The sequence below is a fragment of the Paracoccus sp. J39 genome, from assembly GCF_000518925.1.
GTDB lineage: Bacteria > Pseudomonadota > Alphaproteobacteria > Rhodobacterales > Rhodobacteraceae > Paracoccus.
Window position 1 is genome coordinate 58,111 of sequence record NZ_JAEN01000009.1, and the last position, 14,865, is coordinate 72,975.

The 14,865-nt window shown below is 67.3% G+C and carries 15 protein-coding genes; 13 read left to right on the forward strand and 2 right to left on the reverse strand.

Translation table 11 applies throughout. From position 1 onward, the window contains the following. Positions 1–3: 3 nt before the first annotated feature. Positions 4–882, reverse strand: a complete 879-nt coding sequence (locus L632_RS0110540) for a YcaO-like family protein (protein WP_028712440.1) — start codon at positions 880–882, stop codon at positions 4–6. A 477-nt stretch (positions 883–1,359) separates the two neighbouring features. On the opposite strand from L632_RS0110540, the gene ugpB reads away from it, so the two are divergent. From ugpB to L632_RS0110560, 4 genes are read left to right on the forward strand one after another with little or no spacing between them, the layout of a single operon-like run. Further along, a complete protein-coding gene (ugpB, locus tag L632_RS0110545) occupies positions 1,360–2,655 on the forward strand; it encodes a sn-glycerol-3-phosphate ABC transporter substrate-binding protein UgpB (RefSeq protein WP_028716776.1) in 1,296 nt (431 codons plus the stop codon). Between the two features lie 49 nt (positions 2,656–2,704). After that, positions 2,705–3,586 (forward strand): sn-glycerol-3-phosphate ABC transporter permease UgpA, encoded by an 882-nt coding sequence (gene ugpA / locus L632_RS0110550; RefSeq protein WP_028712442.1) that lies wholly within the window; start codon positions 2,705–2,707, stop codon positions 3,584–3,586. After that, complete coding sequence (gene ugpE / locus L632_RS0110555; RefSeq protein WP_028716777.1) at positions 3,579–4,442, forward strand: sn-glycerol-3-phosphate ABC transporter permease UgpE; 864 nt, start codon at positions 3,579–3,581, stop codon at positions 4,440–4,442. The genes ugpA and ugpE overlap by 8 nt, the downstream gene beginning before the upstream one ends. Next, complete coding sequence (locus L632_RS0110560) at positions 4,443–5,507, forward strand: sn-glycerol-3-phosphate import ATP-binding protein UgpC (protein WP_028716778.1); 1,065 nt, start codon at positions 4,443–4,445, stop codon at positions 5,505–5,507. A 241-nt stretch (positions 5,508–5,748) separates the two neighbouring features. On the opposite strand, the gene ligD is transcribed toward L632_RS0110560, so the two are convergent. Next, a complete protein-coding gene (gene ligD, locus L632_RS0110565) occupies positions 5,749–6,651 on the reverse strand; it encodes a non-homologous end-joining DNA ligase (protein ID WP_028712445.1) in 903 nt (300 codons plus the stop codon). Positions 6,652–6,819: 168 nt separating this feature from the next. On the opposite strand from ligD, the gene queC reads away from it, so the two are divergent. The 9 genes from queC to L632_RS0110610 all read left to right on the forward strand — a co-directional run bounded on the left by queC (position 6,820) and on the right by L632_RS0110610 (position 14,860). Continuing rightward, positions 6,820–7,521 (forward strand): 7-cyano-7-deazaguanine synthase QueC, encoded by a 702-nt coding sequence (queC, locus tag L632_RS0110570; protein WP_028712446.1) that lies wholly within the window; start codon positions 6,820–6,822, stop codon positions 7,519–7,521. Next, complete coding sequence (locus L632_RS0110575) at positions 7,521–7,874, forward strand: 6-pyruvoyl tetrahydropterin synthase family protein (RefSeq protein WP_028712447.1); 354 nt, start codon at positions 7,521–7,523, stop codon at positions 7,872–7,874. Before queC ends, L632_RS0110575 begins: the two co-directional genes overlap by 1 nt. Continuing rightward, positions 7,871–8,578, forward strand: a complete 708-nt coding sequence (queE, locus tag L632_RS0110580; protein WP_028716779.1) for a 7-carboxy-7-deazaguanine synthase QueE — start codon at positions 7,871–7,873, stop codon at positions 8,576–8,578. The genes L632_RS0110575 and queE overlap by 4 nt, the downstream gene beginning before the upstream one ends. 15 nt (positions 8,579–8,593) lie before the next feature. Further along, entirely contained in the window at positions 8,594–9,058 is a 465-nt protein-coding gene (queF, locus tag L632_RS0110585; RefSeq protein ID WP_028712449.1) for a preQ(1) synthase, read from the forward strand. Between the two features lie 140 nt (positions 9,059–9,198). Continuing rightward, the gene (locus tag L632_RS0110590; protein WP_028712450.1) at positions 9,199–10,506 is read left to right on the forward strand and encodes a sugar ABC transporter substrate-binding protein; all 1,308 of its coding nucleotides are present in this window, start codon (positions 9,199–9,201) and stop codon (positions 10,504–10,506) included. Positions 10,507–10,610: 104 nt separating this feature from the next. Then, on the forward strand, positions 10,611–11,480 hold the full coding sequence (locus tag L632_RS0110595) for a carbohydrate ABC transporter permease (RefSeq protein ID WP_028712451.1): 870 nt from the start codon (positions 10,611–10,613) through the stop codon (positions 11,478–11,480). Between the two features lie 5 nt (positions 11,481–11,485). Beyond that, on the forward strand, positions 11,486–12,316 hold the full coding sequence (locus L632_RS0110600) for a carbohydrate ABC transporter permease (RefSeq protein WP_028712452.1): 831 nt from the start codon (positions 11,486–11,488) through the stop codon (positions 12,314–12,316). A gap of 13 nt (positions 12,317–12,329) precedes the next feature. Next, a complete protein-coding gene (locus tag L632_RS0110605) occupies positions 12,330–13,328 on the forward strand; it encodes an ABC transporter ATP-binding protein (RefSeq protein ID WP_028712453.1) in 999 nt (332 codons plus the stop codon). A gap of 68 nt (positions 13,329–13,396) precedes the next feature. Continuing rightward, a complete protein-coding gene (locus L632_RS0110610) occupies positions 13,397–14,860 on the forward strand; it encodes a mannitol dehydrogenase family protein (RefSeq protein ID WP_028712454.1) in 1,464 nt (487 codons plus the stop codon). The last annotated feature ends 5 nt before the right edge of the window (positions 14,861–14,865 follow it).

The following is a 14,865-nucleotide window of genomic DNA, read 5'->3' on the forward strand; positions in this document are numbered from 1 at the left end:
TCCTCACAAATAGGGCAGGCCGGTCTCTTCGGTGAAAGGCGGAGGGGGGGCGTCGGGCCGGCAGACCCAGACGCTGAGCGGCCCTTCGGGCACCGAGATCTCGCGGCAGGCGGGCGGGGTGTCGAAGCAGCCCGCGGCATCCGGGTCGCCGGGCGGGGCGGGGTGGATGGCGGCGGCTTCGGGAAACAGCAGGGCGGCGCGGCGGGCATAGCCGCGGATGCGGTTGCGCACCGGCTGCAGCGCGTCCGCGCCGCCCAGAGAGCGGGCGGCCAGCAACTCCATCAGGTTCAGCTCCATCAGCAGAAGCTCGCGCAGGGCCTTGTCCGCGGCCAGTGCCGGGTCGCGATGCACGCCATAGCCCAGCACCGGGTCCTGACCCTCCAGGCTCATGCTGCGGCAGATCATGGCGCAGGGGCCGCGCGGGGTCTGGATCTGCCACCAGTCGGTGCGCCGCCGCAGCGCCGCGCCGCCCCGGGCCCGATCCAGCCGCCCGGCCAGCCCGGCCAGCCGGATCCAGTCCGCGGCCACCGGCAGGGCGGGGCGCCGGCCCAGCCACCAATCCGCGACCGCCCGTCGCTCGCAGGCTTCGTCCATGGCGGCCAAGCGTGCCTGCCCGGCATCGGGATGCGCGGCCAGCCCGTCGCGCCAGGGCTCGAAACCGCCGCCGCCCGCCCGGAAGGCGGCCAGCGCCAGGATCTCGGCCGTCTCGCCGATGCAGCGGTCGAAGGCCTCGTCGCGGCTCTGGCCGGCGCCGCTGGCGGTGCGGCCGTCGGCGGTCAGCGCCTGCAGGATGACAAGCCCCGGCGCGAAGAAGCTTTCGCGCCAGTCGTGCCGTTGCCAGCTTGCGGTCAGGTCATGGGCGCTTCGGCCGGGTTTCTCCATCGGCGCAGGGGTCCTTGGCAGCAGGTTTCCCTGTTCCTAGCGCAAGCCTGTGATCGCGGCGTGAATTTTCCCCGCCCGCCCGCGTTCTCGACCCCGGTCATGCGGTTTCGTCCGACGCCGGGGGACGGTCGGGCGGCGCGCGGCTGGCCCGATCCGTCACGCGCGACTGACACAGCCAAGTCCGGACGTGACGGAACGACCGGCCGCCATCCCCCGCACGGCGCAGGGAGCGGCTGCAGGAATCGCCTTTTACCCCTTGCAGTCATGGGAAATTTACAAATCGGTGCGACTGGAGGGGCGTGACCGGCGCGGCCTCTGCCTGCCGCCTGCCATACCAGACAGTCCAGTTGCGAATTGACACCCCGGCCCCTGGCAGGTGACAAATCCGGACAGGGAGGCGGGCGGCCCCCAAGGGCCGAGGCCCTGGCAAGGCCGTTCGGGAACGATGACGCCGCAAGGCACGACTCGGAGGGAAACATGCAACGAACCGTATTCTGGCTTGCCGGGCTGATGGTGCTGCCCGTCGCGGCCGAGGCCAGGACCGAAATTTCCTGGTGGCACGCGATGACCGGCGCCAATGCCGAGGTGGTGACCAAGATCGCCAATGATTTCAACGCCAGCCAGGAGAATTATGAGGTCAAGCCCGTCTTCAAGGGCACCTATCCCGAAACGCTGAACGCCGGCATTGCCGCCTTCCGCGCCGGCCAGGCCCCGGACATCATCCAGGTCTTCGACGTCGGCACCGGGGTGATGATGGGCGCGCAGGGCGCCATCAAGCCGGTGGCCGAGGTGCTGCAGGAAGGCGGCTACGACTTCGACAAGAGCCAGTATCTGCCCGGCATCGTCGGCTATTACTCGACGCCCGAGGGGGACATGCTGTCCTTCCCCTACAACTCCTCCTCGCCGATCCTGTATTACAACAAGGACATCTTCGAGAAGGCGGGGCTGGACGTGGACAACCCGCCCAAGACCTGGGCCGAGGTCTGGGCCGCCGCGCGCCAGATCAAGGAATCGGGGGCCGCGACCTGCGGCTATACCTCGACCTGGCTGACCTGGATCCATACCGAGAATTTCGCCGCTTGGAACAATGTCAGCTGGGGCACGAACGAGAACGGCCTGGCCGGCACGCCCGAGCTGAAGATCGACGGCCCGCTGTTCGTCAAGCATTTCCAGGAACTTGCGGACCAGGCGAAAGAGGGCGTCTTCGTCTATGGCGGCCGCACCAGCGAGGCCAAGCAGAACTTTACCTCGGGCGAATGCGGCATCCTGACCGAAAGCTCGGGCGGGCTGGGCGACATCGTGAAATCGGGCATGAACTACGGCATCGGCCAGCTGCCCTATGACGAGACCGCCGAGGGCGCGCCGCAGAACACCACGCCGGGCGGTGCCTCGCTTTGGGTGATGGGCGGCAAGTCGGACGAGACCTACAAGGGCGTCGCCGCCTTCTTCAACTACCTGTCGCAGACCGAGGTGCAGCAATACCTGCACGAACAATCGGGCTATCTGCCGGTGACCATGGCGGCTTACGAGGCGACCAAGGGCTCGGACTTCTACCAGCAGAACCCGGGCCGCGAGACGCCGATCCTGCAGATGATGGGCAAGGAGCCGACCGAGAACTCCAAGGGCGTGCGGGCGCCGAACCTGCCGCAGCTGCGCGACATCCAGAACGAGGAATACGAAAAGATGCTGGCCGGCCAGCAGGACGCGGCCACGGCGCTGAAGAACGCCGTCGAGCGCGGCAATGCCGCGATCCGCGAGGCCGCGGGCGGCTGAAACCAGGGGCGGGCGTTGCGGCGCCCGCCCGATCCGACAAGGGGGACGGATGAGACGCACGGTCTTTCCGCACAAGCTGCTGCCCTGGCTGCTGCTGGCGCCGCAACTGGCGATCACGCTGATCTTCTTCTACTGGCCGGCGGCGCAGGCCTTTCGCCAGTCCGTGCTGCGCGAGGACGCCTTCGGCCTGAAGACGACCTTCGTGGGGCTGGCGAATTTCCGCAAGGTGCTGAGCGATCCGAACTATCTGAACTCGGTCCGGGTGACGGTGGTGTTCTCGGTGCTGGTCGCCTTCTGCGCCATGGCGATCGCGCTGTTCCTGGCGGTGCAGGCGGAAAAGATCATCCGCGGCAAGGGCTTCTATCGCACGCTGATGATCTGGCCCTATGCGGTGGCGCCCGCCATCGCCGGCATGCTGTGGCTGTTCATGTTCAATCCCAGCTTCGGCACGCTGGCCTGGCCGCTGCGGCGGATGGGCATCTACTGGAACCCGCTGCTGGACGGCGAGCAGGCGATGGCGCTGGTGGTCGCCGCCGCGACATGGAAGCAGATCAGCTACAACTTCCTGTTCTTCGTCGCGGGCCTGCAGGCGATTCCCCGCTCGCTGCTGGAGGCTGCGGCCATCGACGGCGCCTCGCGCCGGCATGCCTTCTGGACCATCGCCTTTCCGCTGCTCGCGCCGACGACCTTCTTCCTGCTGGTGGTGAACACCGTCTATGCGCTGTTCGACACCTTCGGGATCATCCATGCCGTGACCGGCGGCGGCCCCGGCAAGGCGACCGAGACGCTGGTCTACAAGGTCTATAACGACGGTTTCGTGAACCTGATCATGGGCGATTCCGCCGCGCAATCGGTGATCCTGATGATCATCGTGATCGCGCTGACCGCCTTCCAGTTCCGCTTCATCGAGCGGAGGGTGCATTATGGCTGAATCCTCTCCGCTGGCCGCGCGCGGCGCCGGGCGATTACTGGCGCATTTCTGGATGGTGCTGGGCGTGATCGTGGTGGCCTTTCCGGTCTATTACGTCTTCGTCGCCTCGACCCATTCGGTGCAGACCATCCTGCGCCCGCCGCTGCCCCTGCTGCCCGGACCCGAGGCGGCGCGGAACTATTCCGATGCCTTCTCGGGCGGGATCAGCCGCATCGGCGGGGTCAGCCTGTGGCGGCTTCTGGCCAATACCACCATCGTCGCCATGGGCATCGCGCTGGGGAAGATCGCGATCTCGATGGCCTCGGCCTATGCCATCGTCTTTTTCCGCTTTCCGCTGCGGATGGCCTGTTTCTGGCTGATCTTCATCACCTTGATGCTGCCGGTCGAGGTGCGCATCCAGCCCACCTACAAGGTCATGGTCGACCTGGGGCTGATCGACACCTATCCGGGGCTGATCCTGCCGCTGATCGCCTCGGCCACCGCGACGCTTCTGTTCCGGCAGTTCTTCATGACCATTCCCGATGAATTGCTGGAGGCGGCGCGGGTCGACGGCGCCGGGCCCTGGCGGTTCTTCAGGGACATCCTGTGGCCGCTGTCGCTGACCAATGTGGCGGCGATCTTCGTGATCCAGTTCATCTATGGCTGGACGCAATACCTGTGGCCGCTGCTGGTCACCAATTCCAACGAAATGAACACCATCGTCATCGCGCTGAAGAAGATGATCTCCTTCGCCGATGCCGATACGCCCTGGAACCTCGTGATGGTCACAAGCGTGCTGGCCATCCTGCCGCCGATCCTGGTGGTGGTGCTGATGCAGCGCTGGTTCGTCAAGGGCCTGGTCGAGACGGAGAAATAGATGGCCCGCATCCTGCTCAACGACGTCCGCAAGAGCTATGCGGGAAATCAGGTGATCCATGGCATCAGCATCGAGATCGCCGACGGCGAATTCGTGGTGATCGTCGGACCTTCGGGCTGCGGCAAGTCCACGCTTCTGCGCATGGTGGCCGGGCTGGAGGCGATCAGCGCCGGCACCATCGAGATCGGCGGCAAGGTGGTCAACGACCTGGAACCGCGCCAGCGCGACATCGCCATGGTGTTCCAGAACTATGCGCTTTATCCGCATATGTCGGTGCGCGAGAACATGGCCTACGGGCTCAAGATCGCCCGGATGCCGAAGGCCGAGATCGAGGCCCGCGTCGCCAAGGCCGCGACCATGCTGGAGCTGGAGCCCTATCTGGACCGCAAGCCGCGCGCGCTGTCGGGCGGCCAGCGCCAGCGCGTCGCCATGGGCCGGGCGCTGGTGCGCGAGCCGGCGGCGCTGCTGCTGGACGAGCCGCTGTCGAATCTGGACGCCAAGCTGCGGGTGCAGATGCGCCTGCAGATCAAGGAGATGCACCTGCGCACCGGCCAGACCACGCTTTATGTCACCCATGACCAGGTCGAGGCGATGACGCTCGCCGACCGGCTGATCGTGATGAACAAGGGCGTGGCCGAGCAGATCGCCACGCCGCTGGAGGTCTATGAGCGCCCGGCCAGCGAATTCGTGGCGGGCTTCATCGGCTCGCCGGCGATGAACATCTTCACCGTCGGGACGGCCGAGGGCGGCGTCACCCTGCCGGGCGGCGCGGTCCTGCCGCTGCCCGGCGTGCCGCGCGGCGGCGACCTGCGCCTTGGGCTGCGCCCCGAACATCTGCGGCTGGCGCAGCCGGGCGAGGCGGCGATCCCGGTCCTGCTGCGCTCGGTCGAGCGGCTGGGCGCGGACGCCTTCGGCTATGGCATGATCGAGGGCTCGGAGGTGCCGATGGTGCTGCGCCTGCCCGGCACCAGCCGGGCCGAGCGCGGCGACCGCATCGCAGCGGTGCCCGATCCGGCGCATCTGCATTTCTTCGACCCCGGCAGCGGCCGCCGCGTCGAGGGTTGAGGGGTCGATCAGCCAGCGCGAAAGGCGGGCCGCGGCGGCCGCAAGCCGGCCGCCCGGAGGGGATGCTGCGGGCACCGTTCCCGGGCTTCGCCGGCAGGGACTGCGCGGCATCCGGCAGCGTCGGGCCGGCCCTGCCATTGCCGCGCCCCGACCGATATGGCCGGGCAGGGTGCCAAGAGAGAGGCCTGCGACATGACGGGCCTGCCTGTCCCGTGGCAAGCAAGGCAGCATAGCCGGCCGCCTATTCGGCCAGCGCCTTGTCCAGCGCCTCGACCATCGGCCGGGTCAGGGTCTGCGGCCTGCGGTCGATGCCGGCCCAGCCGCGCTCAAGCGCCGCGTCGATGTCGATGGCGCGGGCGGTCTCGGTTTCGGTCAGCTCGTCCCAGCCGAGCGGTGCCGCCACCGGAGCGCCGGGCCGCGCGCGGACCGAGAAGGGTGCGACCGCCGTGGCGCCGCGTTCGTTCCGGAGCCAGTCGATGAAGATCCGCCCCTTGCGGCTGGCCTTGGACAGCGCCACCGTATAGCGGTCCGGCTCGTCCCGGGCGCAGAGCGTGGCGAAGCCGCGGGCGAAATGCTTGAGCTCGTCCCAGCCCAGGTTGCGGCGCAGGTTCACCACCAGATGCACCCCCTTGCCGCCGGTCAGCATCGCCCAGGGGTCCAGGTCCAGGTCCCGCAGCCGGCCGCGCAGCGCCAGGGCGGCGGCGCGCACGGCGGCGAAACCCAGCCCCTCGTCGGGGTCGAGGTCGAAGACCAGCCGGTCCGGCCGCTCCAGCCGGTCGCGGCGCGCGGCCCAGATGTGGAATTCGACCGTGCCCATCTGCACCGCCGCCACCAGCCCGGCCGCATCGGTGACATAGGCATAGGGCGCCGCCTCGCCATCGCTTTCGGTGATCTGCATCTGCTTCACCGGCTTGGGAAACCCCTTGCCCGGATGCTTCTGGAAGAACCGCTCGCCCGCCATGCCCTCGGGCAGGCGCAGCATCGACAGCGGGCGGTCGGCGGCCTCCTGCAGCATCAGCGGCGCGACCTGCTGGTAATAGCGGGCAAGCCCGGCCTTGGTCAGCCCGGCCTTGCCCGGGCCGGCATCGGCAAAGATCACCCGCTCGGGATGCGAGATCGCGACGCCTTCGATCCGTTCGGGCATGGATGGCTCCTCTTCTGCCTGCGGGGCAACGCCGGGCGGGCGGTTTGGGTTCGCCCCCGCCCGCGGCGCCCCGGCGGGCCGGGGTGGTTGCGCCGCCGGCCAAAGCCCGCTATGTCGGGCGCCCATACCGGTCGCAGCCTACCCGGTCATCAAAACAAGGGTCACATCATGAAGACGACAGTTGTCTGCTCGGGCGGACTCGATTCCGTGTCGCTGGCGCATATGATCGCCGCGCAGGGCGGGCTTTCGCGCCTGATCTCCTTCGACTACGGCCAGCGCCACCGCAAGGAGCTGGATTTCGCGGCCAGCGCCGCCCGGCGGCTGGACGTGCCGCATCACGTCATCGACATGCGCGGGGTGGGGGCGGTGCTGACCGGCTCGGCCCTGACCGGCGGGGCCGAGGTGCCGGACGGGCATTATGCCGAGGAGACCATGCGCATCACCGTGGTCCCGAACCGCAACGCCATCATGCTGACCATCGCCTTCGGCATGGCGGCGGCGGTGGGCGATCAGGCGGTGGCGGCCGCCGTGCATGGCGGCGATCATTTCATCTATCCCGATTGCCGCCCCGCCTTCACCGAAGCGTTCCAGCAGATGCAGGACGCGGCGCTGGACGGCTATGCGCGACTGCGGCTGCTGACCCCCTTCGTGCATCGCACCAAGGCCGACATCGTCACCGAGGGCGCCCGCCACGGCACGCCCTTTGCCGAGACCTGGTCCTGCTACAAGGGCGGCGCCCTGCATTGCGGGCGCTGCGGCACCTGCGTCGAACGGCGCGAGGCCTTCCACCTGGCCGGCATCCCCGACCCGACCGCCTATGAGGATGCCGATTTCTGGCGGCAGGCCATCGCGGAACGGGGGCGGGCCTGATGTTCCGCATCGCCAAAGAGTTCCATTTCTCGGCCTCGCACCAGCTGGCGCATCTGCCGCCGGATCACCAATGCGCCCGGCTGCACGGGCACAATTACATCGTCGTGGTCGAGCTGGCGGCGGCCGAGCTGAATGCCGACGGCTTCGTGCGCGACTATCACGAGCTTGCGGCGCTGAAGCATTATATCGACACGCATTTCGACCATCGCCACCTGAACGACGTGCTGGACGGTCCTTCGACCGCCGAGAACATGGCGCGGCATTTCCATGACTGGTGCAAGGCGCGCTGGCCCGAGACGGTGGCGGTCCGGGTGTCCGAGACGCCCAAGACCTGGGCCGAGTATCGGCCATGACGCTGCGCATCGCGGAAATCTTCGGCCCGACCATCCAGGGCGAGGGCGCGCTGATCGGCGAGCCCACGGTCTTTGTCCGTGCCGGCGGCTGCGATTATCGCTGCTTCTGGTGCGACAGCCTGCACGCCGTGGACAGCAGCCATCGCCACGAATGGCGGCCGATGAGCGCCGAGGCGATCTGGGCCGAGGTGCGGCGCCTGTCCGGGGGCCAGCCGCTGACCGTCTCGCTGTCCGGCGGCAATCCGGCGATCCAGGATTTCGCCCCGCTGATCGCGCTGGGACGCGCCGCGGGCTATCGTTTCGCCTGCGAGACGCAGGGCTCGGTCGCGCAGCCCTGGTTCGCGGACCTGTCCATGCTGGTGCTGTCTCCGAAACCGCCGTCGAGCGGGCAGCTGGTCGATTGGGACGCCTTCGACCGCTGCTTGCGGGCGGGCGAGGGCGCGGGCCAGCGGGTGCTGAAGATCGTGATCTTCGACCAGCGCGACCTGGACTGGGCGCGCGGGGTGGCGGCTCGCCATCCCCAGCTGCCGCTTTACCTGCAACCCGGCAACCCCGAGACCGATCCCGCCCTGCCGGTCGATCCGCAGGCCCTGGCCGACCGGCTGCTGTGGCTGGTCGAGAACACGGTCGGCCGCGGCTGGCTGAAACCGCGCATCCTGCCGCAGCTGCATGTCCTGATCTGGGGCAACCGGCGCGGCGTCTGACATTCGGAGAGAACCATGACCGAGACGATCTACAGCGGCCTCAAGCAGCTGGGCGGCGCCACCGTGCTGCCCGAAAGCCCCGACAAGGCCGAGCTGGAGCGGGTGCAGAACCCGCAGGCCGACCTGTCCTATAACGTGCGCTTCACCGCGCCCGAGTTCACCTCGCTCTGCCCGATGACCGGGCAGCCGGATTTCGCGCATCTGGTCATCGACTATGTGCCCGGAGACTGGCTGGTCGAGTCGAAATCGCTGAAGCTATATCTCGGAAGCTTCCGCAATCATGGTGCTTTCCATGAGGATTGCACCGTCTCGATCGGCCGGCGGCTGGCCGGGTTCCTTGCGCCGCGCTGGCTGCGCATCGGCGGCTATTGGTATCCGCGCGGCGGCATGCCCATCGATGTCTTCTGGCAGACCGGACCCATGCCCGAGGGGGTCTGGATCCCCGACCAAGGCGTTCCGCCCTATCGCGGCCGCGGCTGAACCTGCCCCGGCAAGAACCTATCAGTCGGCGCGGTCCCGAGTATCGGGCCGCGCCGATTTTTCTTGACAGTCCCCTCGCGAGTATGTGAGCATTTGCCCATCGCATTAGCAAATGCCGATCCGTAGGGGAGGACAATCGAATGAGCATGATGCTGCGCGGCCTGATGGGGGCTTGCGCCATGACGGCGCTGGCGGCGCCCGCCTTGGCCGAGACGCTGACCATCGCCACCGTGAACAACGGCGACATGATCCGCATGCAGAAGATGACCAAGCCGTTCACCGATGCGAACCCGGACATTCAGCTGGAATGGGTCACGCTGGAGGAGAACGTGCTGCGCCAGCGCGTCACCACCGACATCGCCACCAAGGGCGGGCAATACGACATCGTGACGGTCGGCAATTACGAGGTGCCGATCTGGGCCAAGCAGGGCTGGCTGACGCCGCTCGAGGACATGGGCGAGGATTACGACGCCGCCGACATCCTGCCGCCCATCGCCGAGGGGCTGTCGCTGGACGGCAAGCTTTATGCCGCGCCCTTCTACGGCGAATCCGCGATGATCATGTATCGCACCGACCTGATGGAAAAGGCCGGGCTGGAAATGCCCGAGCGCCCGACCTGGGATTTCGTCTATGACGCGGCGCGCAAGATGACCGACAAATCCGCCGAGGTCTATGGCATCTGCCTGCGCGGCAAGGCCGGCTGGGGCGAGAACATGGCCTTCCTGACCTCGATGGGCGCAAGCTACGGCGCGCCCTGGTTCGACATGGACTGGAAGCCGCAATTCTCGGGCGAGGCCTGGAAGAAGGCGCTGACCGATTACGTCACCATCATGAACGAGGCCGGCCCGCCCGGCGCCTCGTCGAACGGCTTCAACGAGAACCTGGCGCTGTTCCAGACCGGCAAATGCGGCATGTGGATCGACGCCACCGTGGCGGCAAGCTTCGTGTCGAACCCCAAGGATTCGACCGTGGCCGACAAGGTCGGCTATGCGCTGGCGCCCGAGGGCGAGAAGCCGCAGATGTGGCTCTGGGCCTGGACGCTGGCGATCCCGTCCTCGACCGATGCGCCGGATGCGGCCAAGAAGTTCGTCGCCTGGGCGACCTCGAAAGCCTATACCGAGCAGGTCGCGGCGGAAGAGGGCTGGGCGAACGTGCCGCCGGGCACCCGGACCTCGCTTTACGAGAATCCGGAATACCAGCAGGCCGCGCCCTTCGCCAAGCCGACGCTCGACAGCATCATGTCGGCCGATCTCGCGAACCCGACCACCGTGGAAGTGCCCTATATCGGCACGCAATGGGTGGGCATCCCCGAGTTCCAGGCGCTTGGCACCGCGGTCGGCCAGCAATTCTCGGCCGCTCTGGCGGGGCAGGCCAGCGTCGATCAGGCCCTGCAGATGGCCCAGCAGATCGCCGAGCGCGAAATGGCCCGGGCCGGCTATCCCAAGTGACAGGCGTTGCTGAGTCAACCCGGACCTGAGCCGGGGCAGGGGGCGGCAAGCCCGGCCCCTGCCACCCAACCCGAACCTTCATCGCTCGCGTGGGAGGCGCGCCGATGGCTACCAGACATCAGAAAACACTCGCGCGCCTGATGGTCGCGCCCTCGGTCCTGCTGCTTCTGGGCTGGATGATCGTGCCGCTGGCCATGACGCTGTGGTTCAGCTTCCAGAGCTACAACCTGCTCTCGCCCGGCATGGAACGCTTCATCGGCTGGGCCAATTACCAGTATTTCCTGTCCGATCCCGCCTTCTGGACCGCGATGCAGAACACGCTGCTGCTGGTCGGGGGCGTACTGGTCATCACCGTGGGCGGCGGCATCCTGCTGGCCTTGCTGCTGGACCAGCCGATGTTCGGGCAGGGCATCGTGCGCATCCTGGTGATCGCGCCCTTCTTCATCATGCCGACCGTCTCGGCGCTGGTGTGGAAGAACATGTTCATGAACCCGGTGAACGGGCTTTTCGCCTGGCTCGCCAAGGCGGTGGGCGCGCAGCCCATCGATTTCCTGGCGCAATATCCGCTGATGTCGATCATCCTGATCGTCGCCTGGCAATGGCTGCCCTTCGCCACGCTGATCCTGCTGACCGCGCTGCAATCGCTCGACAGCGAGCAGATGGAGGCGGCCGAGATGGACGGCGCCGGGACCTGGGCCAAGTTCACCCACCTGATCCTGCCGCACCTGTCGCGCGCCATCACCGTGGTGATCCTGATCGAGACCATCTTCCTGCTTTCGGTCTTTGCCGAGATCCTGGTCACCACCAATGGCGGGCCGGGCTACCAGTCCACCAACCTGACCTATCTGGTCTTTTCGCAGGCGCTGCTGCAGTTCGACGTGGGCGGCGCATCCGCCGGGGGCATCATCGCCGTCATCCTTGCCAACATCGTCGCGATCTTCCTGATGCGGATGATCGGCAAGACGCTGGAGTAAGAACCATGGCCCGCAAGACTTCCGATACCCGCCGCTGGGGCTTCACCATCCTGGCCTGGGGCGTGGCGTTCCTGATCTTCTTCCCGATCCTGTGGACGATCCTGACCAGCTTCAAGTCCGAGGCCGACGCCATCGCCAGCCCGCCGAAGTTCCTGTTCTTCGACTGGACGACCCAGAACTATGCCGAGGTGCAGTCGCGCTCGCCCTATTTCCGGCATTTCATGAACTCGGTCATCATCTCGGTCGGCTCGACGCTTCTTGGCCTGCTGATCGCCATTCCGGCCGCCTGGTCGATGGCCTTCCAGCCGGCCAAGCGCACCAAGGACCTGCTGATGTGGATGCTGTCCACCAAGATGATGCCGGCGGCCGGGGTGCTGATCCCGATGTATCTGCTGTTCCGCGGCTGGGGGCTTCTGGACACCCGCGCAGGGATCACCGTCGTCCTGATGCTGATCAACCTGCCGATCATCACCTGGATGCTCTACACCTATTTCCGCGAGATTCCTTCGGAAATCCTGGAAGCCGCGCGGATGGACGGCGCCAGCCTCAGGAACGAGATCCTGCACGTGCTGACGCCGATGGCGGTGCCCGGCATCGCCTCGACGCTGCTTCTGAACGTGATCCTGGCCTGGAACGAGGCGTTCTGGACGCTGAACCTGACCACCTCCAAGGCGGCGCCGCTGACGACCTTCATCGCCAGCTATTCCAGCCCCGAGGGGCTCTTCTACGCGAAACTCTCGGCGGCGAGCACCATGGCCATCGCCCCGATCCTGATCCTGGGCTGGTTCAGCCAGAAGCAACTCGTGCGCGGCCTGACCTTCGGCGCGGTGAAATGAAAAGGGGGGAATGATGGGTAGCATCACGCTTCAACAGGTCCGCAAGACCTTCGGCGAGGTCGAGGTCATTCCGGGCGTCGATCTGGAGATCAGCGACGGCGAATTCGTGGTCTTCGTCGGCCCTTCGGGCTGCGGCAAGTCCACGCTTCTGCGGCTGATCGCCGGGCTTGAGGATGTGACCTCGGGCCGGATCGTCATCGACGGGCAGGACGTGACCCAGGCGGCGCCGGCCAAGCGCAAGCTGGCCATGGTGTTCCAGTCCTATGCGCTTTACCCGCATATGTCGGTCAGGAAGAACATCGCCTTTCCGCTGAAGATGGCGGGCATGGCGGCGGACGAGCAGGAGCGGCGCGTCCAGCACGCGGCCGGAATCCTGAACCTGACCGACTATCTGGACCGCCGTCCGGGCCAGCTGTCCGGTGGCCAGCGCCAGCGCGTTGCCATCGGCCGCGCCATCGTGCGCGAGCCCTCGGCCTTTCTGTTCGACGAGCCCTTGTCGAACCTCGACGCGGCCTTGCGGGTGAACATGCGGGTCGAGATTTCCGAGCTGCACAAGAAGCTGGCGACGACGATGATCTATGTCACCCATGACCAGGTCGAGGCGATGACCATGGCCGACAAGATCGTCGTGCTGCGCGCCGGCCGGGTCGAGCAGGTGGGTTCGCCGCTCGAACTTTACCGCCAGCCCGCGAACCGCTTCGTGGCGGGCTTCATCGGCAGCCCGAACATGAATTTCATCGAGGGCGAGGCCGCCGCCGCCATGGGGGCCCATGCCATCGGCGTGCGCCCCGAGCATTTCACCATGTCCACCACCGGCGGCCAGTTCGCCGGCACCGTGGGCGTGGCCGAGCATCTGGGCTCGGACACCTTCCTGCATATCGAGCTGGACGGCGGCACCCCCATCGTCGCGCGGGCGGCGGGCGAGTTCCCGGTGGATCACGGCGACCGCATCTGGCTGACCCCGCAGGACGGCCGGGTCTATCGCTTCGACCAGCAGGGGCTGGCGCTGTAAGCGCGCCGCCCCTATCGGGGCCGCGCCCGCGGCTTCGTTCCTGCATGACAGAACCGGGATGAATTCGGATGGACAGGCTTTCCAACCAGACCCTAGACCGCCTCGGCCAGCCGGTGCCGGGCTATGACCGCGCCGCCCTGCGCCCCGGCATCCTGCATTTCGGCGTCGGGAATTTCTTCCGCGCCCATCAGGCCGCCTATCTGGACCGGCTGATGAACATGGGGCTGGCGCAGGACTTCGCCATCATCGGCGCCGGCGTCATGCCGGGGGACGTGCGGATGCGCGACACGCTGGCGGCGCAGGACTATCTTTACACGCTGGTCGAGCAATCGGCCGAACGCTCGGATGCCCGGGTTCTGGGGCCGATCGTGGACTATATCGCGCCGGGCGATCCCGCGCGGGTCATCGCCGCGCTGGCCGATCCGGCGATCCGCATCGTGGCGCTGACCATCACCGAGGGCGGCTATTTCATCGATGCCGCCACCGGGCATTTCGACCCGGCCCATCCCGCCATCGCGGCGGATGCGCAAAATCCCGACGCGCCGCGGACCGTGTTCGGGCTGATCGTCGCGGGGCTGAAGGCGCGGCGGGCGGCGGGCCATGCGCCCTTCACCGTCATGTGCTGCGACAACATCCCGCATAACGGCAAGATCACCTGCGAGGCGGTGGCCGAAACCGCGCGGCTCTCGGACCCGGAACTGGCCCGGTGGATCACGGCGCATGTCGCCTTCCCGAACGCCATGGTGGACCGCATCACCCCCGCCACCAGCGACCGCGAACGCCGCATGGTGCGCGAGGATTTCGGCATCGCCGACGACGCCCCGGTCTTCTGCGAGGATTTCATCCAATGGGTGCTCGAAGATAACTTCCCCGCCGGCCGCCCGCCGCTTGAGAAGGCCGGCGTCGAATTCGTCGCCGACGTGACGCCCTGGGAACTGATGAAGATCCGCATCCTCAACGGCGGCCATGCGGTGATCGCCTATCCGGCCGGGATGCTGGACATCCATTTCGTGCATGAGGCGATGGCCGACGCTCAGGTCCGCGCCTTCCTGGAAAAGGTCGAGGCGGACGAGATCATCCCCGCCGTGCCGCCGGTGCCCGGCACCGACCTTGGCGCCTATTTCGCCAAGGTGGCCGAACGCTGCGCCAATCCCAAGATCGGCGATACGGTGCGCAGGCTTTGCCTCGACGGTTCGAACCGGCAGCCGAAGTTCATCGTGCCGACCATCGCCCACCGGCTGGAGCGCGACCTGCCCGTGGACGGGCTGGCGCTGGAATCGGCGCTGTGGTGCCGCTATTGCGCCGGAACTACGGACAGCGGCGCGGCCATCGAGCCGAACGATCCGAACTGGGACCACCTGACGCAGGTGGCGCAGGCGGCGAAGTCCGATCCCTCGGCCTGGCTGGACATGGCCGAGATCTATGGCGCGACCGGCCGCGATCCGCGCTTTGCCGAACCCTTCGCGCGCTGGCTGGCCATGCTGTGGGACAGGGGCACGCGCGCGACGCTCGACGCCTATCTCAAGGGCTAGGCGGT